Consider the following 24323-nt stretch of genomic DNA (forward strand, 5'->3'; position numbering starts at 1 on the left):
AGTGGGATGAAGGCCGACGCGCGGCTGACCGCGGAGCGCGACGGCTCCGGCCGCACCGTGCTCCGCGAGCTCCGCTCGATGGCGCCGCTGACGCTGTTTCCCAAGCGCGACAACAACTCCGCCGCGACGGTGCATCTGGTCAACTCGGCCACTTCGCCGCTGGGCGGGGATGAGCTGGCGTTGACCGTTCTGGTCGGGCCGGGGGCAAGGCTGCGGTTGTCCGGGGTGGCGGCCACCCTGGCGCTGCCGGGGCATCGCGGCGGTGCCAGCAGGTCGGTGGTGCGGATCGAGGTCGGCGCGGGCGGGGTCTGCGAGTACCTGCCCGAGCCGACCGTGGTCACCGCGAGGGCCGACCACTACGCCGAGCTGCACGCGTCACTCGGTGCCGATGCCCGGCTGCGGCTGCGCGAGATGCTGGTGCTCGGCCGATCCGGTGAGCGTCCCGGCCTGCTGCGCACCAGTCAGCACGTGCTGCGCGAAGGGGTCCCGCTGCTGCGGCAGGTGCTCCGGATCGGCGACCCCGAGCTGGCCGCCAGCGCTGCCTACCTGGCCGGTCGTCGGGTGCTCGGCACCGAGCTGCTCGTCTGGGGCCCGGACCCGGCCGAGCCCACCGGCGGCGACTGGTGGTCCCTCACCCCGCTCGCCGCCGGCGGCTCACTGGCCACCGCCCTCGCCCACGACGCCGTCACCGCCTCCGCCGACCTCGCCTCCGCCCTCGCCACCCACCCCGGCTGGTCCAGTCCGTGAAGGCCACCTTGCCTACCTTCAACGTAGGCAAGGTGGCCTTCACGGACAGCCAATAGTGGTAATGGGGATTTTGAGAATGTAGCGTGTGGTGGGTGAAGGGCAGGACTTATGGCGGCGTCGCGCCGGAGCAGCGTCGGGCCGAGCGGCGCGGGCGGCTGCTCGACGCCGCACTGGACCGGTTCACCTCGGCCGGCTTCCAGCAGACCAAGATCACCCAGCTGTGCACCGCGGCGGGGGTGTCCACCCGGAACTTCTACGAGGAGTTCGACGGCAAGGAAGAGCTGTTGCTCGCCCTGCACGCGCGGATCAACGAACGGGCGCTGGCGCGGGTACAGGACACACTGGACGCTTTGGACGGCGTCGATGTGCTGACCCGGATCGGCACCCTGCTGGACGCGTTCGTAGAGACCGTCACCGCGGACCGCCGGCTGCCAAGGCTCAACTACGTCGAAGCGGTCGGGGTCAGCCCGGAACTGGAGGCGCAGCACCAGGTGTGGGTGGCCCGCTGGGCGGAGTTCATCGAGCACGAGGCGCGGCGGGCAGCTGAACAGGGGCTGGCCCCGGCGCGCGACTACCACCTGACCGCGATCGCGCTGGTCGGGGCGGCGACCGGGCTGCTGCGGGAATGGCAGGCGTACGACCCGCCGCTCGAGGTCGCCGCCATCGCGAAGGAGATCCGCGCGCTGATGCTGGCCGCGATCACCAGGCCGGCGTGACGTGCGTCACTGCCCGTGGGTGGTGGGAGTCACCGATCAGGAGGTTCCCCCGCTGGGCTGCAACCCCTAACGTCGGCGGGATAGCCCCTTAATGTGATGCCCTACCGGGCGCGGAGGTTGGCCATGATGCCGGAAATCGACAACGCGGACAGCGCGACGGACGTAGCGGTGCAGCTGCCCGGAATGCGGGTGGCCTACGACGGCACCGGGTTCGACGAGGCGGCGATGGCCGGGACCTGGACCGAGCAGTTGCAGTCCTGGTTGAACCAGGCGATTTCGGCCGGTGTCCCCGAGTCCAACGCGATGGTGCTGGCCACCGCGGACGCCGAAGGCAGGCCCTCCTCGCGCACCGTTCTCTGCAAAGGACTGGACCAGCGCGGCGTCGTCTTCTACACGAACTACACCTCGAACAAGAGCCACGACCTGACCGTGACCCGGTACGCGTCGGCGACTTTCCCCTGGTACCCGCTCCAGCGTCAGGTGCATGTGCGTGGCGAGGTGGAGAAGGTGGACATCAAGGAGACCGCGGCCTACTGGGCGTCGCGGCCGCGCGGCTCGCAGCTGGGCGCGTGGGCGTCCCCGCAGTCCAGGGTGGTGGACGGCCGCCGCGCGCTGGACAACGCGCTGAACTCGATCGAGCGCCGGTTCGCCGACGTGGACGAGATCCCGTTCCCGCCGCACTGGGGCGGCTGGCGGATCCGGCCGGACACGGTGGAGTTCTGGCAGGGCAGGCAGGACCGGATGCACGACCGGCTCCGCTACGTCCGCACCGACGACGGCTGGCAGATCGAGCGCGTCGCCCCCTGACCCCGCACCGGCAAATAGCCGGCTTTTTGCCCTTTCGCGGGCGAGGTAAATCACGCGCGCTGGCTTAGTTAGCAGCCCTAAGCTTGCGTGTTGTGAGCGATGACGGGGGAACCGGGACGGGCCGCCGCTCCGCACGCAAGGCATTCGGCGCGATCGTGGTGGACGTCCGTCCGCTGAAGGTGCCTGCCTTCCGGCGGCTGTGGACCTCCACCGCGGTCACCGCGATCGGCAGCCAGCTAACCGCGGTCGCGGTGCCCAAGCAGATCTTCGACCTGACCGGTTCCTCCGGTTATGTCGGCCTGACCGGTGCGGTCGCGCTGATCCCGCTGCTCGTCTTCGGGCTGTGGGGCGGCGCGATCGCGGACACCGTGGACCGCCGCAAGCTGCTGCTGGTCACCAACGCCGGTATCGCGGTGACCTCGGCCCTGCTCTGGTTCCAGGCCTTCGCCGGTTTCGACTCGATCTGGGTGGTGCTCGCGCTGCTGGCAGTCAACCAGTCCTTCTTCGCCATCAACATGCCCACCCGCAGCGCGGTGATCGCCAGGCTGGTGCCGGTGGAGCTGGTGCCGTCGGCGGTCGCGCTCGGCGCCACCATGAGCCAGTTCGGCGCGGTGCTCGGGCCGATGCTGGCCGGTGCGCTGATGCCGCTGCTCGGTCTGTCCACTCTGTACATACTCGACACGGTCGCGCTGACGCTGGCGTTGTGGTCGGTCTGGAAGCTGCCGTCGCTGCCGCCGCTGAACGGGCCGTCGCGGCGGGCCGGGCTGCGCGACGTGATCGACGGTTTCCGCTACCTGGCGACGCAGAAGATCCTGCTCGCTTCCTTCCTGGTGGACATCATCGCGATGGTCGCCGGCATGCCGAGGGCGCTGTTCCCGGAAACCGCGGAGCGGACCTTCGGCGATCCGCCCGGCGGCGGGCCTGCGCTGGGCTGGCTGTATGCCGCGATCCCGCTCGGTGCGCTCGCCTGCGGCCTGTTCTCCGGCTGGCTGAGCCGGATCGCCAGGCACGGTGTCGGCGTGGTGCTCGCGGTGGCCGCCTGGGGGCTCGCGATGGCGGGTTTCGGGCTGTCCGGCTCGCTCTGGCTGGCGGTGGTCTTCCTGGCGCTCGGCGGGGCCGCGGACTTCGTCAGCATGGTCTACCGCAGCTCGATCCTGCAGACCGCGACCACCGACGAGATGCGCGGGCGGTTGCAGGGCGTGTTCACCGTGGTGGTCGCCGGCGGTCCGAGGATCGCCGACATCACGCACGGCTGGACGGCGGCATGGGCCGGTACCGCGGCCGCGGCCACCGGCGGCGGGCTGCTGGTGATCGTGCTGCTCGTGCTCGCGATCGTGCTGCTGCCCGCGTTCTGGCGCTACCGGGCGCCGCGGGAAGGGGTCTGAACCAGTGCGCTACGGTCGGTCGCGGATCGTCCTGACGGTGTCGCGGGCCTTGGCTTCCAGGATCCGGTAGCCGGTGTGTACCGCTCCGGTCAGCGCGAGCTCAGCGTCCGCCAGCGCCTCTTCGCGACGGCCGAGGTGCAGGTTTCCGATCGCCAGTCCGATGAGCGCGCTGATTTCGCAGAAGCGGTAACCGGTCCGGCGAGCCAGCTTGAGCGCCTGCCGGTGGGTGTCGAAGGCCTCGCGGTGCCGGCCGAGGTCGGCGTGGACGGTGCCGAGCGTGTTCACGGCGTCGGCTTCCGCGTGCGGGTCGCCGATTTCGAGGGCCAGCACGCGCGCCTTCTCCGCCAGGCGTAGTGCCTCGGGAAACTCCTTGCGACGCTTGTAAACCGCGGCGAGGTTCCGAAAGGTATGCGGTTCCACGGTGCGGCCGCCCACCCGTTCGTGCAGGCTCAGGGCCTGCGCCAGGTGCTCGCGCGCCTCTTCGTGCTCGCCGAGTTCCCGGTACGCCTGGCCGAGCCAGGTCAGGCTGAACGCTTGGCCGTACTGCGAACCGACTTCCCGGGAGAGGTCCAGCGTGCCGACGAAGTGCGTGACGGCCCGGTGGAGCCGGCCGCGCTCGAGATAGACCAGGCCGAGCAGGCACATGCTGGTGATCTGGCCGCCGCGCCACCCGGTGTGCTGGTTGAGGGTGAGCGCGTCGGTGGCCCGCTCCGCCGCCTTGGCCAGCCGCCCGGAGCGCCAGTCCGCGAAGCTGAGGTGCTCCAGCGCGACCACTTGGCCGGACACCCAGCCGGCCTGCCTGCTCAGCCGCAGCGCCTTGCCGGCGTGTTCGACGGTCTTGTGGTAATTGCGCCGGATGTGCAGCTGGGCGAGGCTGTGGTGGCAGGCGGCCTGGCCGCGCACCTGTCCTTCGGCCTCGGCGGCCGCGAGTCCGGCGTTCGTCACCGTCTGCCAGTCCGTGGTGTGCATTCGCAGCAGGAAGTAGCCGCGCAGTGCGGCGGCGAGCTGCCAGGCGATGGCGCGCGGCCCCTCCTTGGCGGCCCGCTGGACGGCCGCCACCAGGTTGGCGCGTTCGGCGTCGAGCCAGGCGAGCGCGCCGGCGGAGTCGGCGAACCCGGCCGGCGCCGGGCCGGCGGCGACCCGCTGGGGAAGCAGGAAGTTCTCCGGGTACAGCAACCGCGCGGCGGAACTGACCGAGTGCAGGTACCAGTCGTACAAGCGGCGCAGTGCCGCCTGGCCGTCCTCGTCGGTACGGTCGGCGCTGGGGAGCTCGGCGGCGTAGAGCCGGAGCAGATCGTGGAAGGTGTACCGCCCGGCTGCGTGCTGCTGGATCAGGTGCGCCGCGGACAACCGGGCCAGTATCGACGCGGCCGCGTCCTCGGTGGTGTCCGCGAGCCTGGCCACGGCCTCGACCGTGAAGTCCGGCCCGGGGACCAGCCCGAGCAGCCGGAAGACCTCGCACACGTCGGCGTCGAACCTGCGGTAGGAGAGGTCGAACGCGGCACGGACGGCGGCCTGGTCATCGCCGTCCAGCCGCAACGCGGAAAGCCCGGAGGCCGAGCGGAGCTCCGCGACCCGTTCGGCGAGGCTGTGCTCCGGGCGGCCGAGCAGGTCCGCGGCGGCGATGCGCAGCGCCAAGGGCAGGTACGCGCAAGCTTTCGCGAGTTCGCCGGCGGCTTCGGGTTCGGCCCGCCCGAGCTCGGCGCCCACCAGGTTCGTCAGCAGCTCGCTCGCTTCGTCGCGGTCAAGCACGTCGAGCGGGACGCGGTGCGCGCCGTCCCTGGCCACCAGCCCGTCCAGCCGGTCACGGCTGGTGACCACGGTCATGCAGCCACTTCCGCCCGGCAGCAGCGGACGGACCTGGTCGACGTTGGCCGCGTTGTCCAGGACGACCAGCATCCTGCGTCCGGCCAGCATGGTGCGGAACAGTCCAGCCGCCTCGTCGCCTTCGGCCGGGATGCGGTCGGCGGGCACACCGAGGGCACGGAGGAACTGGGCGAGCGCGTCGAGCGGGGGCACCGGCGGGGCCGGGTCGTGGCCGCGCAGGTCGAGGTAGAGCTGGCCGTCCGGGAAACGCTCGGCGGCCCGGTGTCCCCAGCACACGGCCAAGGCCGTCTTACCGACGCCGGCGGTGCCGGAGATCGCCGCGATCACCGTCTCGTCGGCGGCGTTGGCCAGCAGGGCGTCCAGTCGATCGAGGTATTCGTGCCGTCCGGTGAAGCCGGCCACCGCGACGGGTAGCTGCGCCGGGCGGGCTGCCCGGTGCGCCGCGACGACGGCGGGCTCGGCGATGTTCTGCCGCAGCACCCGCAACTGCGCGTGCTGGAGTTCCGGCGAAGGCGACACCCCGAGGTCTTCGGCCAGCCTGGCGCGCAGCCGGTCGAACACCTCCAGCGCAGCCGCCTGCTGCCCGGCACCGGCCAGCGCGAGCATGAGCCTGGCGTGCAGCCCTTCGTGCAAGGGCTCTTCTTCCGCCAGGGGGCGCAGGTAGGTGCTGACCTGCTGGTGGCGGCCAACGGCCATCGCGGCGTCCGCGTAGTCCAGCGTGGTGGCGGTCCGCCGTCCCGAAATCGCGCGTACCGCGCCCTGCAGCCGCACCTGGTCCGGCAGGTCGGCCAGCACGGGGCCGCGCCACAGACCGAGGGCCTCGGTGAACAGGTCCACGGCGGCTTCGGGGGTTTCGGCCATGTTCCGCCGGGCACTGGCGACGAGTTCGTCGAACCGCCGCAAGTCGAGCTGGTCGGCGGTCAGCGCGATCCGGTAGCCGGCCGGCACGGCCGCGATGAGCTCGTCGTCCGCGGACCTGCCCCGCCCGGGGCGCAGTGCCTTGCGCAACCGGGAAACATAGGTGTGCACCAGCGCGCGATAGGTGTGCGGCGGCCGGTCGGCCCATAGCCCGTGCACGATCTCCTCCCAGCTCACCACCTGGTTGGCGTGCAGGCTGAGGACGGCGAGCAGGCAGCGTTGTTTCGCGGTCCTGATCAGTACCGGGTTTCCGTCGAGCTGCGCGGTCAACGGTCCGAGTATGCCAAGGCGCAGCTGGGATCCCGGAGTCGTCGACGCGACCGGCCGCTCCGGCGGCCAGCCCTCAGGATCGAGCCCGACCGCGGTCGCGAGCCGGCGAAGGGAATCCGGCCGAGGGTGCCGAATGCCGTCCTGTTCGAGGTAGCGCACCGTGCGCACGCTCAGGCCGGCGCGCTCGGCCAGCTCTTGTTGTGTCATTCCCAACCGGACTCGCTGCCATTTCAGCATCCGGCCGAACGAGTTGTTTCCAGAGCCCACGACACCTTTTCCGTTCCTCCAGACGGGGGACACTGGGTTGCTGTGTCTTACCCGATCTTGCCGGTTTTGCCGGTTTCGTGCCAGCGTCCAACTGCAGTAGTTCATCGCTGCAGGTAGGCCGGTGTTTTCCGGCGGAAGCGGAAATCCAGTGCGGATATAGATCACTGACCAGTCAGTGAAGTTAGCGTAGTTGATGTTCGTGCCGTAACGAATTTGGAGTAATCGTGCTGGATTCCCAGGGTTTCGAATACGTACCCGGAATGACACTGATGGACTATCGGCGCCATATTCGGGCTCGCTTTCCGTGGTTCGCCGACCTGCTGCGGTTCGAGTGGCCGCACGATCCGGGCCGCATCGAGCGGCTGTCCGTGCTGAGCAACGAGTTCGAGACCGACGATGGCGATGGGCGAGGTGAGTCCTACCGGCGTGCGCAGCGCGACCCGATGGTGCGGCTCGTCGGCATCAGCAAGCTGTTCTGCCTCGCGGCCGGGGTGGAGTCGTTGGACGCGATCCCGCCGGAATGGCGGCTGCTGGACGTCCTCGGGGGTGACGGCACCCTGGCGAAGACCTTCGACAGCCTGCGCCCCGGCCGCGGATCGACCGTCATCACCGGCGACCTCGCCGGGAACATGATCACCGAGGCGCTGCGGGCCGGCCTGCCGGCGGTACGCCAGCAGGCGCAGCGGCTGCTCCTGCGCGACGAAGTGCTGGACGCGGTGCTGGTGGCCTACGGCTCGCACCACATTCCGGTCGAGGACCGGATGGATGTGTGCCAGGAGGCATATCGCGTGCTTCGGCCGAATGGCCGACTGGTTTTTCACGATTTCGCCGAGGAGTCCAGGGTCGCGTACTGGTTTTCCGAGGTCGTCGACCGGTACTCGCGCAACGGGCACGAGTATCCGCATTTTGCCCCGGACCAGTTGCGGAAGCATCTCGACAATGCCGGGTTCAACGTCGTCGATCTTGATTATGTCTACGACCCGTTCGTGGTTTCCGCCGCGACGCCGGATGCGGCGAGGCGGAAAATGGGCAGGTACCTGTTCGACATGTACGGCCTGGTCGGGCTGGCGGCCGACGGTGCGTCCGAAGACGAAACCGCGGATCGGGTGTGGCGGCTCGCCTCGGACTGCTTCGCATACGACTATCGCGAGATCGCGAGTGCCCGGCCGGAATGGAAAACCGAGCCGACGCTCCGGTTCGACGACAGGGCCGGCGAATACCGGGCCGAGGTTCCGCGCCTGGCGCTGGTCGCGGTGGGGCACAAGCTGAGCGATCGCGACAGCGGAAACCCCTGATCCGGAAACAGCCAGGAAGCGCATGCCGGCATTCCTGCCGTGCCGGCATGCGTGCGCGGCCCGGCTCGGGAGCAGGACACGGGGTGGAGGGGAAATGGCTGGTCGAGTGACCGAACATCCGAGTACCGGCCGGAAGGCGCACCGGCTGGCCGTGGCGAGCGCCGCCGCGGGAGCGACGTTGTGGGGGCTGTCCGGGGTCGCCGCACAGGATCTTTTCCGCGGTGGCGTCTCACCGGTGTGGCTGACGGCCATGCGGCTGGTCGTCACCGGCGTCTGCCTGGTCGGGTTCGTGCGGCGGTTGCCGCCGAGGCATTCGTGGCCGCGGCTGCTCGCCACGGCGGTGGGGCTGGCGGCGGCGCAGTTCTTCTTCTTCGCCGCGGTGGCCGCTTCCGATGTCGCGACGGCATCCTTCGTGCAGTTCCTCGCGGTGCCCATCCTCGCGCTCTACGAAAAGGTCGTGGACAGGTCCGCGCTCACCTGGACGCGGATGGCGACCGTGGCACTCGCCGTAACCGGGGTGGCCCTGCTCGCTTTCGGCCATGGTGCCTCGGCGAACTTCTCCCTGCCGGGAATCGCGCTGGGCATCCTGTGCGCCGTCAGCATCGCGTCCTACACGGTGTCCTCGGTGCCCCTGATCCACGAGCACGGCGTGCTGGTCACCAACGGGTGGGGCTCGCTGCTGGGGTCGGTTCCGCTGCTGACGCTGAGCGCGCCGTGGCAGGTGAGCTTCGACGGTGGCGGCTGGGAGTTCACCTGGTTGCTGGCCTTCGTCATCGTGGTCGGCACGCTGGGCGGCACCAGCCTCTACTTCGGCAGTCTGCGCTCGATCACGCCGACCGAGGCGCAGACGGCCACCACCGCCGAAGCCATCGCCGCGGCCATCGGCGCGGCGCTATTCCTGAACCTGGTCCTCGATGCGCGCCAGTACGCCGGCGGGGCGCTGATCATGGTTTCGGTCCTGCTGCTGTGCCTTGCCGATCCGCCACGGGTGCCGAGCGGGGTGGCCCCGGCCGAAGATCACCCTCGGTGAGTTTCGTGCGGTCGGCCAGGTGATACGGCACACTTTCTGACCATGGTTGACGCGAGTGCCCCGCAGCCGGCGACGACGCCGGCCGGGCAGCCCGAGCTCAAGCGGGCGATCGGCCCGAAGCTGCTGCTGTTGTTCGTGGTGGGGGACATCCTCGGGACCACGATCTACGCCCTCACCGGCCAGGTGGCCGGCCGGGTCGGCGGCGCGTTGTGGCTGCCGTTCCTGATCGCGTTCGTGGTGGCCTTCATGACCGCGTTCAGTTATCTCGAACTGGTCGGGAAGTACCCGAGGGCGGCAGGGGCCGCGCTGTACACGAACAAGGCGTTCCACATTCCGGCCCTCACGTTCATGGTTGCGTTCGCGGTGATGTGCTCGGGCATCACGTCGGCGTCCTCGGCGGCGGTCGCCTTCGGCAACACCTACCTGAAGGTGTTCGCCGAGCTGCCGATGCCGTGGGTCGCGATCCTGTTCGTCATCGGCATCGCGCTGGTCAACTTCCGCGGGGTCAGCGAATCGGTCAAGGCCAACGTGGTGCTCACCTGCATCGAGCTGTCCGGCCTCGCCATCATCATCGCCGTCGGGGTGTGGGCGGTGGCCAACGGCGACGGCGAGCCGAGCAGGCTGGTGGAGATCAACACCGCGGACACGACCTGGCTGGTGGCGATCACTTCGGCGACCTCGCTGGCGTTCTTCGCGATGGTCGGCTTCGAGGACTCGGTGAATATGGCCGAGGAGTGCCAGGACCCGGTGCGGATCTTCCCCAAGGCGGTGCTCTGGGGCATGGTCATCACGGCCACGATCTACCTGCTGGTCTCGGTGACCTCCTCACTGCTGGTGCCGGCCGACGACCTCGCGGCGGCGAAGAGCGACGCCCTGCTGAAGGTGCTGGACGTGGGAGCCCCTGGCCTGCCGCGGGAGATATTCTCCGCAATCGGGTTGTTCGCGGTGATCAACTCCGCGCTGATCAACATGATGATGGCCAGCAGGCTGCTGTACGGGATGGCCAACGAGAAGATCATCCCCAAGGCGTTCGGCACCGTGCACCCGGCGCGTCGCACGCCGTGGGTGGCCATCGTGTTCACCAGTGCGATCGCCATCGTCCTGGTGTCCACTGTGGACATCGGCGTGCTCGGTGGCACGACGGCGTTGCTGCTGCTGGTCGTGTTCTCCATCGTCAACGTCGCCGTGCTGGTGCTGCGCAAGGACAAGGTGGCGCACCAGCACTTCCGGGCGCCAACGGTCATCCCGGTGCTGGCCGCGATCTTCTGCGTGTACCTGGTCAGCCCGTTGTCCGGCCGTCCGGCCAGGGACTACATCGTGGCCGCGATCCTGCTCGGGGTCGGGGTGTTGCTCTGGGGTGTCAACTGGCTGCTGATGCGCGCCGCCAAGCAGAAGGAGCAGGGACCCCAGGAGCCTGTCGCCTCGTGAGTGAATTGTGTTGTTCCGGCAACACTTTTCACTCACGACCGTTGTAGGGCGCGGAGCTCGACGGGGTTGTGGGCGGAGAACACGCGTACGTCGTTGCCGTGGTTCCTGGCGAGCTCCTGTAGTTTCGCCAGGTTCTCGCGGCGGGCGCGCGAGTTCTGCTGCATGGCCACCTGGAAGGCGGATAGCACCGGTGTGCAGTGCGGTCCGGCCGGATCCAGCTGACCGTGGAAGAAGTACGCGTCACCGGCGTGCAGCAGCCAGCCGTCGCCGGTGTCCACCGCGACCCCGGCATGCCCGTTGGTGTGTCCGGCGAGCGGGATCAGCAGGATCTCCGGCGCCACGCCCTTGAGCTCGCGCACGGCATGGAAACCGTGCCACGGCTCGCCGGGCTCGGCGTAGGTCTGCCATCGCGGCCCGTGCTCGAACTGGATCCGCCGGTACCGCTGGCGCTCGGCCAGGTTGCGTGGTGCGGTCGCCGCCCGATGCTCCCCGGCGTAGACGTGCACGGTGGCTTCGGGGAAGTCGGCAAGGCCGCCCGCGTGGTCGATGTCCAGGTGGGTGACGACGATGTCCCGCAAGTCTTCGGCCCGGTAGCCGAGCGCGGCGATCTGGGCGGCCGCCGTCTCCTCGGCCTTCGGTTCGGCATGGACCATGGTGGTGAACGCCTTGCCGAGCCAGGCACCCGGGCGCCGGGCGGCCTGTTCGCCGAAACCGGTGTCCACCAGCACCAGTCCGGAATCCGTCTCGATGAGCAGGCAGTGGCAGATCATCTCGGCTCGCCGCAACAGCCCCGGCTCGCCGTCGACCAGCCGTCCGCCGGCGGGACGCATGGTGCCGCAGTTGAGGTGGTGAACTCGCATGGCGCCACGGTAGCTTAACTATGACGATCGGTCTACTAACCCTGGCTGCGGCTAGGACCGTCGTCCCGGTTTCGGCGCGCCGGTAGATTCGCGCGCATGGCCAAACCCACCGGAGAGCAGTTCGAGATCACCCGCGGCACGGCACGGGCCGTGATCACCGAGATCGGCGCGGGCCTGCGCGCCTTCGAGGTCGGCGGGGTGCCGTATGTGGACGCGTTCCCCGAGGACGCCAAGCCGCCCAAGGCCGCGGGCCAGGTGCTGCTGCCGTGGCCGAACCGCACCAAGAACGCCGAGTGGGTGTACGAGGACGAGAAGCAGCAGCTCGAAGTCACCGAGGAGGCACGCGGCAACGCGATCCACGGGCTGACCCGGCACCGGGAGTGGCAGCTCGTCGAGCATGCGGAGTCCTCGATCACCTTCGAGATCGAGGTGCGCGACGAACCGGGCTGGCCGGTCCCGTTGCATGCCACCATCGAGTACGCGTTGGCGCCGCGCGAGCTGACCGTGACGCACCAGGTCCGCAACGACGGTGAGACCGAGATCGGGGTCGGCGTCGGCACGCACCCGTACTTCCGGCTCGGCGACGTGCCTACCGACGAGCTGACCCTGACCCTGGCCGCGGACCGGGTGCGCCCGTTCGAGGACGGCCCGCAGCTGCCCTACGCCGACGAGCAGGACGTGGACGGCACCGAGTACGACCTCCGGGAGGGCCGGATACTCGGCGGTTGCGACTTCGACACCACCTTCGGCGGGCTGGCTCCCGGCGAGGACGGCCGGCACCACCACCTGCTGTCCTATCAGGACAAACTGCTGGAGGTCTGGACCGGCCCGGACTTCAAGTGGGTGCAGGTGTTCACCCCGGCGGACCTGGTCGGCAGGGGCAGGGCGGTCGCGATCGAGCCGATGACCTGCCCCGCCGACGCGCTCAACTCCGGCACCGACCTGATCCGGCTCGCCCCGGGGGACACCTGGACCGGCGACTGGGGCGTGCAGGTGCATCCGTGACCGAGCCGCTGCGGCTCGGTCCGCTCGACGCCGGCGAGGTGCTCACCCTGCAGCGCGCGGCCTACGTGCCGGAGGCGCGGGCGCACCGGTCGTTCGAGCTGCCGCCGCTGCTGGAGACGCTGGAGCAGGCGCGCGCCGCGCTGGCCGACCCGGCCTGCCTCGCCTGGGGCGTCCGGGAAAACGGCAGGCTGGTCGCGAGCGTGCGGATCAGCGTGGACGGTGAGACGGCCGAGGTCGGCAGGCTGGTGGTGGCGCCGGACCGGCAGGGCCACGGGCTCGGCGGCGCGCTCCTGCTGGCCGCCGAGCGGCTGCTGCCGCTCCAGGTGCGGCTGCTGCGGCTGTTCACCGGGGAGCACAGCGCCGGTGCGCTGCGGCTGTACCCGCGGCTCGGCTACCACGAGACGCGCCGCACCCCGGAACAGCACTACCAGCTGGTGCACTTCGAAAAGTCGCGCTGATCCAGCCGCCGAAAGGCGATGTCGGCTTTCACCGGTGCCGTCGCGTTGGTTAGCGTGTCGAACCATGATGAAGGCGATCGTTGGTGGCTATGTAGTGCCCGTCGAGGGTGACCCCGTCGACGGTGGAACGGTGCTCATCGACGATGGCCGGATAGTCGCGGTCGGCAGCGAGGCCGACGTCGACGTGCCGGAGGACGCGGAGCTGGTGGACGCGGCCGGGGCGTGGGTGCTGCCCGGTTTCGTCGACGCGCACGCCCATCTCGGGGTGCACGAGGAGGGCGAAGGCTGGGCCGGCGACGACGTCAACGAGATGACCGACCCGAACGGCGCCCGCTTCCGCGCACTGGACGGCATCGACCCGTTCGAGGTCGGTTTCGACGACGCGCTCGCCGGCGGGGTGACCAGCGTGGTGGTCAAACCGGGCTCCGGCAACCCGATCGGCGGCCGCACGGTCGGCGTGAAGACCTGGGGCCGCAACGGGTTCGACATCGTGTTCCGCGAGGACGTCAGCGTGAAGAGCGCGCTCGGCGAGAACCCGAAGCGGGTGTACGGCAACAAGGACAAGACCCCGTCCACCAGGCTCGGGGTGGCGGCGGTGCTGCGCGAAGCGTTCACCAAGGCCCGCAACTACGCCGCTCAGCGCGCGCACGCCCGTGTCGAGGAGAAGCCCTTCGACGTCGACCTGACCATGGAGACGCTGGCCAAGGTGCTCGACGGGGAGCTGTACTGGGACCAGCACGTGCACCGCGCGGACGACATGGTCACCGCGATCCGGATCGCCGAGGAGTTCGGCTACCGGCTGGTGATCAACCACGGCACCGAGGGGCACCTGATCGCCGACGTGCTGGCGGAGCACGACGTGCCGGTGATCCTCGGCCCGCTGTTCACCACCAGGGTCAAGGCTGAGGTGCGCAACCGCTCCCTGCGCTCGGCCGGCATCCTGGCGCGGGCCGGGGTCAAGATCGCGATCACCACCGACCACCCGGTGGTGCCGATCAACTTCCTGGTCTACCAAGCGGCACTGGCGGTGAAGGACGGCCTGGACTCCGACACCGCGATCCGCGCGCTCACCGTGCACCCGGCCGCCATCCTGGGCCTTGACGACCGGGTCGGCGCGCTCAAACCGGGCCTGGACGCCGACGTGGTGATCTGGTCGGGTGACCCGCTGGACGTGATGAACCGCGCGATGCGGGTCTTCATCGGCGGCCGCGAGGTCTACCGCTTCGACGAGGCGGCCGGCGTCGGCGTCGTCGCCCAGCGCCGCTACCAGGAACCCTGAGCGAGCCGGGTTCTGGGACGTTTGCCATCCACCACAGGGAGATGGGAGATGCATGATCGGCCCTGATCTGCCCGCTTCGAACGAAGGGTTCACCGTGGACGTCTGGCGTCACCGCTGGCCCACGGGCGCCGAAAAGTCCGAACTGGTAGACGGTGTCCCAGTCTTCCACGGCCGGTTCGACCAGCGGGACGTCGAGATCGCCCAGAGCGCCTACCCCGGCCGGCAGGTGTTGCTCAACGAAGACGGTGGCATCGAGGTGCACCCGTCTGGCAGCACTCCCGCCAGGCCGCTTGCCGATACCTACTCGGAGCGAGGAGCGCGCCGGCTGAGCCGTCCGTCCGGCTGAGGCGCCGGTGGCCGCGCCGAGTCAGGCCTTGCGGAGTTCTCTGGCGATGACCAGACGCTGGATCTGGTTGGTGCCTTCGAAGATCTGCGGCACCTTGGCCTCGCGCATATAGCGTTCCACCGGGAAGTCCCTGGTGTACCCGGCGCCGCCGAGCACCTGGACCGCGTCGGTGGTCACCTTCATCGCGGCGTCGGTGCAGACCAGCTTCGCGATGGACGCCTGGCGCTGGAACGGCATGCCGCGGTCGCGGCGGCGGGCGGCGTCCAGGTAGGTGGCGCGGGAGGACTCCACCGCGGCGGCCATGTCGGCGAGCAGGAACTCCAGCCCCTGGAACTCGATGATCGGCCTGCCGAACTGGGTGCGTTCCTTGGCGTAGCGGACGGCTTCGTCCAGCGCGGCCTGCGCCAGCCCGACCGCGCAGGCGGCGATGCCGAGCCGGCCGGAGCTCAGCGAGGAGAGCGCGATCTTCAGCCCGTCGCCCTCGGTGCCGATCAGCCGGTCCGCGTCCACCCGCGCGTCCGCGAAGACCAGCTGTGCGGTGGTGGACCCGGTCAGGCCCATCTTGCGTTCCGGGGTCGCCGCGGACATGCCAGGGGTGGCGGCGTCGATCAGCAGGCAGGAGATCGCGTCCTCGCCGGTGCGCACCATGGTGGTGTAGAAGTCGGCCTGTCCGGCGTGGGTGATCCACGCCTTGGTGCCGTTGACCACGTACTCGTCGCCGTCCGGCCGGGCGCGGGTGGACAGCGCGGCGGCGTCCGAGCCGGCGTGCGCCTCGGACAGCGCGTAGGCGCCGAGCAGGTCGCCCTCCAGCATCGCCGGGAGCCACCGGTCACGCTGGTTGTCCTTGCCGTAGTGCGCGAGCGCGTAGCAGGACATGGTGTGCACGGACAGCCCGACGCCGACCGACATCCAGGCGGCCGCGATCTCCTCCAGCACCTGCAGGTACACCTCGTAGGGCAGCTCGCCGCCGCCCCAGCGCTCCGAGTACGGCAGGCCGAGCAGGCCGGACTTGCCGAGCAGCCGGAACTGCTCCCTGGGGAAGCGTTCGGCCTCCTCGTACTCCGCGGCCAGTGGCGCCAGTTCCTCGCGGGCCAGCTCGGTGGCCAGCGCGACGAGGTCTCGGGCTTCGGTGGTGGGCAGCAGCCGTTCGGCCGGCATGGGTTCCTCCGCGAGAAAGAACTGTACTGAAAGTAGTACTGTGGGCCGCTCTAAAGTACCGTATTTGGTGACGCTCCGATACGTGCCCCGGACGGTTGGCGGCGGGGAGGACATACGGTGTGCTGATGGCCGACGTCGATGCTCGTTCGCGCAGGGCGCCGGGCGCGCGCCGGCAGCCCACCGCCAGGCAGCGCGCGCTGCTCGGCGACCTGGAGGTGCTCTTCCTCGAGGAGGGCTTCGCCGGGTTCACCCTGGACGACCTGGCGGCGCGCACCCGCTGCTCGAAGTCCACCCTCTACGCGCTCGCGCCTAGCAAGGAGCAGCTCGCGGTGAAGGTGGTCGCGCGCTTCTTCAAGGGCGCCGCCAAGCAGATCGAAGCGCGGATCGAGGGCCTCGGCGACGCCAGGGACATCCTCCGCGAGTACCTGGCCGGGGTGTCCGAGTACCTGAACCGGGCGTCCTCGGCCTTCATGCGCGACATCGCCGACTTCGCGCCGGCCCGCGCGACCTACGAGCTGAACTCGCAGGCGGCCGCGGCCAGGATCCGCGAGTTCATCGCCAAAGGGGTGGCCGACGGGGTGTTCCGTGACGTGCGGGCCGGTTTGGTCGCGGAGATGGCCGGGGTGCTGATCGAGGCCATCCAGACCGGGGTGCTGGCGGCCAGAACGGACGTCTCCGACGCTGAAGCCTTCACCGCGCTCTCTGAATTGCTGCTCGAAGGAATTGCGACGCGGAGCGTCTCGTTGGGGGGCGGTGGTCGGGCGACGGGTGGGCTAGCATCACGGCCGTGATCGTTGTCGGTGGAGAAAATCTGGTGGACCTGGTGCCCGGCGCCCCAGACGAGTCCATTTTGGACGAAGGGCTGCGGCCGTTGCTGCCCCGGCTCGGCGGCGGGCCGTACAACGTGGCACTGGCGGCGGGCAGGCTCGGCGTGCCGGCCGCCTTCCTGTCCAGGATGTCCGGTGACCGGTTCGGCCGGGCGCTGCGGGCTAGGCTCCGCGCGGCCGGGGTTGACCTGTCCCTGCTGCAGGACGGCGCCGAGCCGACCACGCTGGCGGTGGTCGCGCTCCGGGACAACGGTTCGGCCGAATACACCTTCTACACCGAGGGCACCGCGGACCGGCTGGTCGCCGATCCGGGGCCGCTGCCGGAAGAGGTCACCGCCCTCTCGCTCGGCACCATCGGCATGGTGCTGGAGCCGGGGGTCAGCGCGTACGAGTCGGTGCTGCGCCGCGAGTCCGCGCGTGGGGTGCTGACCGCGCTGGATCCGAACATCCGGGCCGGCCTGATCGCCGACCCGGCGGCCTACCGGGCGCGTTTCCGTTCCTGGCTGAAGGATGTCCGGCTGCTCAAGCTCTCCGACGACGACGCGGAATGGCTGGCCGGCGGGGTGGACGCGGTGACCGCGGCGAAGGGCTGGCTGGAGGCCGGAGTGGACGCTGTGGTGCTCACCCGCGGCGCGGAGGGCCTCAGCGTCATCACCGGGTCGGGCGAAATCGCGGTTCCGCCGATCCGGGTGCGGGTCGCCGACACCATCGGCGCCGGGGACACCGTGCAGGGCGCGTTGCTGGCCTGGCTGCACAACCACGGCGTGCGCGCACTCGGCGCACTCGAACCGGCCGATTGGCGGGAAGTGCTGGGATATGCGGCAAAAGCGGCAGCGATCACCGTTTCACGCAGTGGCGCGGAACCGCCGACAGCGCAAGAGCTGGCCGGTTACGACGGGTGAAGTGCGCCGTAATCTTCGTCACGGCTGTCGTAAGCGGGAAAATTTCCTGGCATCCGATGTGTGAATTCTGTCCCAAACAATTAGCCGTGGGTAACACAGTGGCTGCGCGGACACCCCTGGTTCGACTAGCGTAGAGCCCAGTTCATACCCCAGCGGGGCGGTGTGCGGCGAGACCGATGCGAGGTCGCGCGAACAGATGGCCGCCTGTGGAACCTACAGGCGCCGCCGGCCCGTGCAACCGTGAGAGGGACCTGCATGTCCGACGCGACTGCGGCGCAGAACGGCGGTGAGACCGTCGCGCTCCGCCTGCCGACCGGAGAGCACGAACTGAAGGTGGTTCACGCGGTCGAAGGGGCTCCGGGCATCGAACTGGGGAAGCTGCTGGCGTCGACCGGGTACATCACCCTCGATCCCGGTTTCGTCAACACCGGTGCCGCATCCTCGGCGATCACGTATATCGACGGTGACCAAGGCATTCTCCGCTACCGCGGCTATCCGATCGAGCAGCTGGCGCAGCACTCCACCTTCATCGAGGTTTCCTACCTGCTGGTCTACGGGGAGCTGCCCACCCCGGCCCAGCTCGAGGAGTTCACCTCGAAGATCAACCGGCACACCCTGCTGCACGAGGACCTGAAGCGGTTCTTCGACGGCTTCCCCCGCGACGCGCACCCGATGCCGGTGCTCTCCAGCGCGGTGTCCGCACTGTCCACCTTCTACCAGGACTCGCTCGATCCGTTCGACGAACCGAACGTGGAGCTGTCCACCATCCGGCTGCTGGCCAAGGTGCCGACGCTGGCCGCGTACGCCTACAAGAAGTCCATCGGGCAGCCGTTCCTCTACCCGGACAACTCGATCGGGCTGGTGGAGAACTTCCTGCGGATGACCTTCGGGCTGCCGGCCGAGCCGTACGAGGTCGACCCGGATGTGGCCAAGGCGCTCGACCTGCTGTTCATCCTGCACGCCGACCACGAGCAGAACTGCTCCACCTCGACCGTGCGGCTGGTCGGCTCTTCCGAGGCGAACCTGTTCGCCAGCGTGTCGGCCGGGATCAACGCGCTGTTCGGCCCACTGCACGGCGGCGCCAACGCGGCGGTGCTCGACATGCTCGAGGGCATCCGGGACTCCGACGGTGACGTGGACACCTTCGTCAACCGGGTGAAGAACAAGGAAAAGGGTGTCAAGCTGATGGGCTTCGGGCATCGGGTCTACAAGAACTACGACCCGCGCGCGAAGATCATCAAGAAGACCGCGGACGACATCCTGTCCCGGCTCGGCGTCAGCGACCCGTTGCTGGACATCGCGAAGGCGCTGGAGGAGAAGGCCCTTTCCGACGACTACTTCGTGGAGCGCAAGCTCTACCCGAACGTCGACTTCTACACCGGCCTGATCTACCGTGCGCTCGGCTTCCCGACCAAGTACTTCACCGTGCTGTTCGCGCTGGGCAGGCTGCCGGGCTGGATCGCGCACTGGCGCGAGATGATCCAGGACCCGGCCACCAAGATCGGCCGCCCGCGGCAGATCTACACCGGCGAAAAGGCCCGCGACTACACCCCCCTCGGCGACCGCTAGACCTTCTGTCGCTTTATGCAGCGAAGGCCACCTTGCCTGCGTTCAACGCAGCGAAGGTGGCCTTCACTGCGTTCTGCGAGGGTGCGGGGGGAGCCATAGGGTGAAGTGGTGAGTGCGGTTCTGTGGTTTCGCAGGGATTTGCGGCTCGGTGACCACGCGGCGCTGCTGAGCGCCGCGGAGCGGTCGGGCCGGGTACTCGCCCTGTACGTACTCGACGAGGCGCTGCTTTCACCAGCCGGCGCGCCCCGCACCGCCTTTCTCTACGGCTGCCTGCGCGCGCTGGACGAGCAGCTCGGCGGCAGGTTGATGGTGGTGCGCGGCGATCCGGCCCGGGAGGTCGTGAAGGCCGCGAAGGCGGTGGACGCGAAGAGCGTGCACGTCAGTGCGGACACCGCGCCGTACGGCCGAGGCCGTGACGAGAAGGTGGCCAAGGAGCTCGAAGCGGCCGGGATCGACTGGGTGGCCACGGGTTCGTCCTACGCCGTCACGCCGGGCCGGGTGCGCAAGGTTGATGGCGAGCCGTACCGGGTTTTCACCCCGTTCTACCGGGCCTGGCTGCGGCACGGCTCGCGATCGCCGGCGGACACCGGACCGTCCATCGTGGACTGGATCGAGCCGCCGCGCACACTGTCCATTCCAGACTCACCGGAGCTGGGCCGGACGAGCCTGCCGGAGCCGGGTGAGCGGGCCGCGCGGGAACTCTGGCAGGAGTTCCGCGCCGAGGGGCTGGACTCCTACGACGAGCAGCGGGACCGGCCCGATCTCGCCGGTACCACCAGGATTTCGCCGTACCTGCGCTGGGGTTGCGTGCATCCGCGCACGCTGCTCGCCGATCTCGCCGGGGACCGTGGCGCCGGAGCCGGGGCGTTGCGGTCCGAGCTGGCCTGGCGCGAGTTCCACGCCGATGTGCTCTGGCATCGCCCGGAGACCGCGCGGTGGAACTACGACGAGCGCTTCGACCGGATGCGGCACGAGACCGGGGCGGCCGCGCGGTCCGCGTTCGGCCGGTGGTGCGAGGGGCGCACCGGTTATCCGATCGTGGACGCGGGGATGCGGCAGCTGCTCGCCGAGGGCTGGATGCACAACCGGGTGCGCATGGTGGTGGCCAGTTTCCTGGTCAAGGACCTGCATCTGCCGTGGCGGTGGGGCGCCCGGCACTTCATGCGGCTGCTCGTGGACGGTGACCTGGCGTCGAACCAGCTCAACTGGCAATGGGTGGCCGGGTCCGGCACCGACGCGGCGCCCTACTTCCGGGTGTTCAACCCGACCACCCAGGGCGAGAAGTTCGACCCCAACGGCGACTACGTGCGCGAGTACGTCCCCGAACTCCGTGCTGTGCGGGGAAAAGCCGTGCACCAGCCGTGGAAGCTCTTCGATCAGGGCGACTACCCGCCGCCGATCGTCGAACACGCCCACGAACGCCAGGTCGCCCTCTCCCACTACGGCGAGATCACCGGCAAGTGACTGGAGGACGCCTTCGGGACATTGCACGCGCCGAAGAGAGTACGTGCGGCGCGGGACCGGTCCCGCGCCGCGCACCTAGCCTCGCCTGCATGCCGACCTTTCCACGAGCGGGCCTGGCCTGCTGCACCGGACTGACCGCGCTGGCGATGGCCGCTTGCGGAGGCCCACCCGCCGCCCCTTCGGTATCGGCCGCGTCCACGGCCACGACGGCGGCCGTCCAGTCGACGACCGCCGGCGGTTCCGGTCCGGGGCAATGGGTCCGGCAGTTCTGCGGGAAGACTCCGATGGACGCGGCGCAGTACATCTCGGTGCTGAAGGCCACGATCGAGGCGAAGGCGCCCCAGCTGACCGCAGGCGACCTGGCAGGGGACAGCGAGGTGCTGTACAGCACCGTGAGCTCCGGCCTGCACGCGTGGATGACCGACAGTGCCGGCCGGCTCGCCTCGACCACCGCGGCGGATCCGGTCGGGGAAGCCGCGCGTACCTATCTCCTCGACGTCTACCAGCGGCTGAACCAGGCGTTCGCCGCGGCGGAGGAGCGGATCAAGGCGCTGCCCACGACGAACGTCAACCGGTACGTTCCGGCGTTCTCGGAGGTGGCCGGCAGCGTGCTGTCCGCGGTCGACGACGGCAAGACCGCGATCACATCCCACAGCACGCTTGGCCCGGTCTACGCCGCGGACCCGGATTGCCGGTACTGACCGTTGGACCCGGCCGTGAGCCAGGTGCCCTTCAGCCGCGGAGGGCGTCGGTGAGGCGGATGCGGGAACCGGTGCGCAGCACGGCGTTCTGGTAGACCTTGCCGCCGAGCCAGGTGAACAGCGCCGCGGTGGCCGCGGTGAGCAGCACGGCCAGCCCGATCTCCCAGCCGGCCGCCACCCCGGCGGCGATCCGGCCCGGCATCAGCACCGGTGAGAGCAGCGGGATCATCGACAGCACGGCGCTCGCGGTGCTCTCCGGGTCCTGCAGCAGCAGGTTCAGGCCGACCACGAAGCCGATCACCAGCACCATCGACACCGGGGTCACCACCGACTGCGCGTCCTCCTGCCGTGACACCAGCGATCCGGCCGCGGCGAAAATGGTGGCGTAGAGGAAGAAACCGAGCAGATACCAGAGCAGGCCCCAGAGCAGCGTCTCGGTGGCCACCCCGGACAGGGTGAGCACCCCGGTGGCCGTGCTCATCAGCAGCCCGGCCCCTGCCAGGATGAGCAGCTGGGTCAGCCCGACCAGGCCGAGCCCGATCACCTTGCCCAGCAGCAGATGCCACGGTCGCACGGTGGAGAGCAGGATCTCCACCACCCGGCTCGACTTCTCCTCGACCACGCCCTGCGCGACCAGCGCGCCGTAGGTGGTGATGCTCATGTACAGCAGGAAGACCATGATCAGCCCGATCGCCAGCCGCTGCCCGCGTTCCGGGTCCGGCGGCTGGATCTCGGTCACCGAGACCTGGGTGGCGCCGACCTCGCCGAGCACCTGCTCCGGGTCCGCACCGGCCTCGCTGAGCTTCGCCTTGAGCACCTCCTGCTGGGCCAGCTGGTTCAGCACCGCCCGCAGCTGCTGGTCCAGATCGGACTTCACCAGCACCCGCAGGTCGGCGGTGTTGCCGGAGAGCAGCGCGTCCAGCTCGCCGTCGGCGACCTGCTGCCGCCCCTGCTCGGCGTCGGCCACCGGCCGGGTATCCACCTCCTCGCCGATCTGGGCGGCCGCGGCCTTGAGCGGCTCCGAGATCGCGGCGGTCTGCCCGGACAGGCCGATTTCCTTCCGGTCCGCCCCGCTGAACAGGCTGGCTTGCAGCAGCAGGTAGCCGGCCAGCACGACCAGGATCACCCCGGTGCCGATCACGAAGGACCTGGTGCGCAGCCGGGTGTTCAGCTCGCGGCGCGCGACCAGCCGGACCGCGGTCAGCGGCCGGACCGACCGTGCTTCGCGGATCGGCGTGCTCATGAGCTCTTCCCCTCGGAGACGGCGTTGCGGAACAGTTCGGTCAGCGAGGGCTTGCGCCTGCTGAACTCGGCGACCGGCCCGGTGGCCAGCGCGGCGGCCAGCACGGTCTGATCGTCGGTGCCGGGGTCCAGCTCCAGTTCGGTGCCGCCCTGGCCCTCGGAGACGACCCGCGCGCCCGGCAGGCCGGCCGCCCAGCCAGGCGGCGCCTGCGGGGCGGAGACGACCAGTCGCGCAGCCGCCCCGGCGGTCAGCTCGGCCACGCTGCCCACCGCCACCATCTGTCCACTTCGGATGATGCCGACCCGGTCGCAGAGCCGCTCCACCAGGTCGAGCTGGTGGCTGGAGAACACCACCGGCACCCCGGTGGCCGCCTTCTCCCGCAGCACGTCGCTCATCACGTCCACGGCCAGCGGGTCGAGCCCGGAGAACGGCTCGTCCAGCACCAGCACCGCCGGATCGTGCACCAGCGCGGCGGCCAGCTGCACCCGCTGCTGGTTGCCGAGGCTGAGCTTCTGCACCTCGTCCGTGCGGCGTTCGCCGAGCCCCAGCCTGGCGATCCACCCCTCCGCGCTCTTGTGCGCCTCGTTCGCGGTCAGCCCGTGCAGCTCTGCAAGGTAGACGAGCTGGTCGAGCACCTTCATCTTCGGGTAGAGGCCGCGTTCTTCCGGCATGTAACCGATGTGCGTGCGGGTCTGGTGGGTGATCGGCTGCCCGGCGAAGCGGACCGTGCCGGCGTCGGCGGCCAGCACGCCCAGCGCGATCCGCATGGTGGTGGTCTTGCCTGCCCCGTTGCTGCCGACGAAGCCGAACAGCTCGCCGGGGCGCACATCGAAGGTCACCGCGTCCAAGGCGACCACCCGGCCGTACCTCTTGGATACGCTGTCGATCTCCAAAGCGTTGTCAGGCAACGGTTTCCCCTTCGTCGGGCAGCACTGTGGGCCAGGTCCGGGCTGGGAAGGTGGTCGGTCCGGCAAAGCTTTTCACAATTGTGCCAGTGCGCCGCGTCCGGCCGCGTCGTCGGGCGGCTAGGGCGTGTCTCCGGCGGGCTCGACGGGCTTGCCGGCGTGGGCCAGTGCGCTGGGCGAGAGGCGCCCGACGATCGCCGGCGCTTCGTGCACGAGCGTGTCGTCGGTGAGGGCCGTCACCATGAACAGTGCGAAGTCCACCCGCCGCGTCAGGTTGCTCGCGAGGACCGGGTCGCCGACGTGGCGGCTCCACACCGGCAGTCCCTGGCTCTCGCCCTCTTCGAGGTCGCTCCCGCGGACCACGGTCCACCGCCGGTCGCTGGCGAAGATCCGCCGGCACGCCTCCACCTGGTCGTCGATCTCGGCCGCGCGCACCAGGCGGGCCAGCCAGGTGGCGATCCGGACGCCGGCCTTGAACATCCAGGAGTACCGGTCTTCGCCGTCCCGGGTGATGTGCCAGCCGCAGGAGAAGGCCAGGCGCGCGCCGGGGTCGGCGAAGTCGAGCACCGCCTGCGCCGTGCCCGACGAGTACTGCTGAACGCGCCAGGGGACCAGCACGGTCAGCACGCCATCGCAGCCGGCGACCGCCTGCCGGATCACCTCCCGGTCGTTGGTGGGCCCCGGCACGATCGTGATCCGGTCCGCGAACGCGTCGAGTTTCCCGACACTGCGTTCCCGGCACACGCCGACGACTTCGTAACCGCGGTCCAGCGCGTGCCGGACCAGGTACTGCCCGAGCTTCCCCGAAGCGCCGATGACGCAGACCTTCCGCAACTGTTCCGTGCTCATGTCCCGCTCCTGCCACTCGTGCCCGATCGGACTTACGCTGTAAGGCAAGCTAAGCTTACGCTGTAAG

At 69.8% G+C, this 24323-nt stretch carries 22 protein-coding genes; 16 read left to right on the forward strand and 6 right to left on the reverse strand.

Annotated elements, in window-relative coordinates; genetic code table 11:
* Window positions 1-6 precede the first annotated feature (6 nt).
* The 4 genes from AMYNI_RS0121065 (at window position 7) to AMYNI_RS0121080 (ending at window position 3655) form a co-directional block, all read left to right on the forward strand.
* On the forward strand, window positions 7-747 hold the full coding sequence (locus AMYNI_RS0121065) for an urease accessory protein UreD (RefSeq protein ID WP_020670032.1): 741 nt from the start codon (window positions 7-9) through the stop codon (window positions 745-747).
* Window positions 748-830: 83 nt separating this feature from the next.
* Window positions 831-1463 carry a TetR/AcrR family transcriptional regulator gene (locus AMYNI_RS0121070; RefSeq protein WP_020670033.1) on the forward strand — a complete coding sequence of 211 codons (633 nt, stop codon included), beginning with the start codon at window positions 831-833 and terminating at the stop codon, window positions 1461-1463.
* Between the two features lie 123 nt (window positions 1464-1586).
* Window positions 1587-2270 carry a pyridoxamine 5'-phosphate oxidase gene (gene pdxH / locus AMYNI_RS0121075; protein ID WP_020670034.1) on the forward strand — a complete coding sequence of 228 codons (684 nt, stop codon included), beginning with the start codon at window positions 1587-1589 and terminating at the stop codon, window positions 2268-2270.
* Between the two features lie 92 nt (window positions 2271-2362).
* Entirely contained in the window at window positions 2363-3655 is a 1293-nt protein-coding gene (locus AMYNI_RS0121080; RefSeq protein ID WP_026360722.1) for an MFS transporter, read from the forward strand.
* Window positions 3656-3664: 9 nt separating this feature from the next.
* Here AMYNI_RS0121080 and AMYNI_RS44995 read toward each other — a convergent pair whose 3' ends face one another.
* Complete coding sequence (locus AMYNI_RS44995) at window positions 3665-7042, reverse strand: BTAD domain-containing putative transcriptional regulator (RefSeq protein ID WP_084628420.1); 3378 nt, start codon at window positions 7040-7042, stop codon at window positions 3665-3667.
* Window positions 7043-7197: 155 nt separating this feature from the next.
* Here AMYNI_RS44995 and AMYNI_RS45000 point away from each other — a divergent pair, with 155 nt between their 5' ends.
* The 3 genes from AMYNI_RS45000 (at window position 7198) to AMYNI_RS0121100 (ending at window position 10690) form a co-directional block, all read left to right on the forward strand.
* Window positions 7198-8232, forward strand: a complete 1035-nt coding sequence (locus AMYNI_RS45000) for a class I SAM-dependent methyltransferase (RefSeq protein ID WP_020670037.1) — start codon at window positions 7198-7200, stop codon at window positions 8230-8232.
* Window positions 8233-8326: 94 nt separating this feature from the next.
* Complete coding sequence (locus tag AMYNI_RS0121095) at window positions 8327-9262, forward strand: DMT family transporter (RefSeq protein WP_169515760.1); 936 nt, start codon at window positions 8327-8329, stop codon at window positions 9260-9262.
* 42 nt (window positions 9263-9304) lie between these two features.
* The gene (locus tag AMYNI_RS0121100; RefSeq protein ID WP_020670039.1) at window positions 9305-10690 is read left to right on the forward strand and encodes an APC family permease; all 1386 of its coding nucleotides are present in this window, start codon (window positions 9305-9307) and stop codon (window positions 10688-10690) included.
* Window positions 10691-10722: 32 nt separating this feature from the next.
* On the opposite strand, the gene AMYNI_RS0121105 is transcribed toward AMYNI_RS0121100, so the two are convergent.
* Window positions 10723-11550: an MBL fold metallo-hydrolase gene (locus AMYNI_RS0121105; protein WP_020670040.1), complete on the reverse strand. Its 828-nt coding sequence runs from the start codon at window positions 11548-11550 to the stop codon at window positions 10723-10725.
* Between the two features lie 96 nt (window positions 11551-11646).
* On the opposite strand from AMYNI_RS0121105, the gene AMYNI_RS0121110 reads away from it, so the two are divergent.
* The 4 genes from AMYNI_RS0121110 to AMYNI_RS0121125 all read left to right on the forward strand — a co-directional run bounded on the left by AMYNI_RS0121110 (window position 11647) and on the right by AMYNI_RS0121125 (window position 14638).
* On the forward strand, window positions 11647-12555 hold the full coding sequence (locus AMYNI_RS0121110) for an aldose 1-epimerase family protein (protein ID WP_020670041.1): 909 nt from the start codon (window positions 11647-11649) through the stop codon (window positions 12553-12555).
* Window positions 12552-13013, forward strand: a complete 462-nt coding sequence (locus AMYNI_RS0121115; protein ID WP_020670042.1) for a GNAT family N-acetyltransferase — start codon at window positions 12552-12554, stop codon at window positions 13011-13013. The genes AMYNI_RS0121110 and AMYNI_RS0121115 overlap by 4 nt, the downstream gene beginning before the upstream one ends.
* Before the next feature lie 64 nt (window positions 13014-13077).
* Window positions 13078-14292, forward strand: coding sequence for an amidohydrolase (locus AMYNI_RS0121120; RefSeq protein ID WP_026360723.1), 1215 nt, complete (start codon window positions 13078-13080; stop codon window positions 14290-14292).
* Between the two features lie 52 nt (window positions 14293-14344).
* A complete protein-coding gene (locus AMYNI_RS0121125) occupies window positions 14345-14638 on the forward strand; it encodes a hypothetical protein (protein ID WP_020670044.1) in 294 nt (97 codons plus the stop codon).
* A gap of 21 nt (window positions 14639-14659) precedes the next feature.
* On the opposite strand, the gene AMYNI_RS0121130 is transcribed toward AMYNI_RS0121125, so the two are convergent.
* Window positions 14660-15796 carry an acyl-CoA dehydrogenase family protein gene (locus AMYNI_RS0121130; RefSeq protein WP_020670045.1) on the reverse strand — a complete coding sequence of 379 codons (1137 nt, stop codon included), beginning with the start codon at window positions 15794-15796 and terminating at the stop codon, window positions 14660-14662.
* Between the two features lie 125 nt (window positions 15797-15921).
* Between AMYNI_RS0121130 and AMYNI_RS0121135 the strand changes: the two genes are divergently transcribed.
* From AMYNI_RS0121135 to AMYNI_RS0121155, 5 genes are all read left to right on the forward strand, one after another.
* A complete protein-coding gene (locus tag AMYNI_RS0121135; RefSeq protein ID WP_040407143.1) occupies window positions 15922-16587 on the forward strand; it encodes a TetR/AcrR family transcriptional regulator in 666 nt (221 codons plus the stop codon).
* A complete protein-coding gene (locus AMYNI_RS0121140) occupies window positions 16584-17525 on the forward strand; it encodes a carbohydrate kinase family protein (protein WP_026360724.1) in 942 nt (313 codons plus the stop codon). The genes AMYNI_RS0121135 and AMYNI_RS0121140 overlap by 4 nt, the downstream gene beginning before the upstream one ends.
* Before the next feature lie 255 nt (window positions 17526-17780).
* Window positions 17781-19094, forward strand: a complete 1314-nt coding sequence (locus AMYNI_RS0121145) for a citrate synthase (protein WP_020670048.1) — start codon at window positions 17781-17783, stop codon at window positions 19092-19094.
* 108 nt (window positions 19095-19202) lie between these two features.
* Window positions 19203-20558 carry a cryptochrome/photolyase family protein gene (locus AMYNI_RS0121150; RefSeq protein ID WP_245573966.1) on the forward strand — a complete coding sequence of 452 codons (1356 nt, stop codon included), beginning with the start codon at window positions 19203-19205 and terminating at the stop codon, window positions 20556-20558.
* An 89-nt stretch (window positions 20559-20647) separates the two neighbouring features.
* Window positions 20648-21259 carry a hypothetical protein gene (locus AMYNI_RS0121155; RefSeq protein ID WP_157357430.1) on the forward strand — a complete coding sequence of 204 codons (612 nt, stop codon included), beginning with the start codon at window positions 20648-20650 and terminating at the stop codon, window positions 21257-21259.
* A gap of 31 nt (window positions 21260-21290) precedes the next feature.
* On the opposite strand, the gene AMYNI_RS0121160 is transcribed toward AMYNI_RS0121155, so the two are convergent.
* From AMYNI_RS0121160 to AMYNI_RS0121170, 3 genes are all read right to left on the reverse strand, one after another.
* Window positions 21291-22502 (reverse strand): ABC transporter permease, encoded by a 1212-nt coding sequence (locus AMYNI_RS0121160; RefSeq protein ID WP_020670051.1) that lies wholly within the window; start codon window positions 22500-22502, stop codon window positions 21291-21293.
* The gene (locus AMYNI_RS0121165) at window positions 22499-23410 is read right to left on the reverse strand and encodes an ABC transporter ATP-binding protein (protein ID WP_026360728.1); all 912 of its coding nucleotides are present in this window, start codon (window positions 23408-23410) and stop codon (window positions 22499-22501) included. The genes AMYNI_RS0121160 and AMYNI_RS0121165 overlap by 4 nt, the downstream gene beginning before the upstream one ends.
* Window positions 23411-23527: 117 nt before the next feature.
* Entirely contained in the window at window positions 23528-24256 is a 729-nt protein-coding gene (locus AMYNI_RS0121170; RefSeq protein ID WP_020670053.1) for an NAD(P)-dependent oxidoreductase, read from the reverse strand.
* Window positions 24257-24323 lie beyond the last annotated feature (67 nt).

Source organism: Amycolatopsis nigrescens CSC17Ta-90, from assembly GCF_000384315.1.
GTDB lineage: Bacteria > Actinomycetota > Actinomycetes > Mycobacteriales > Pseudonocardiaceae > Amycolatopsis > Amycolatopsis nigrescens.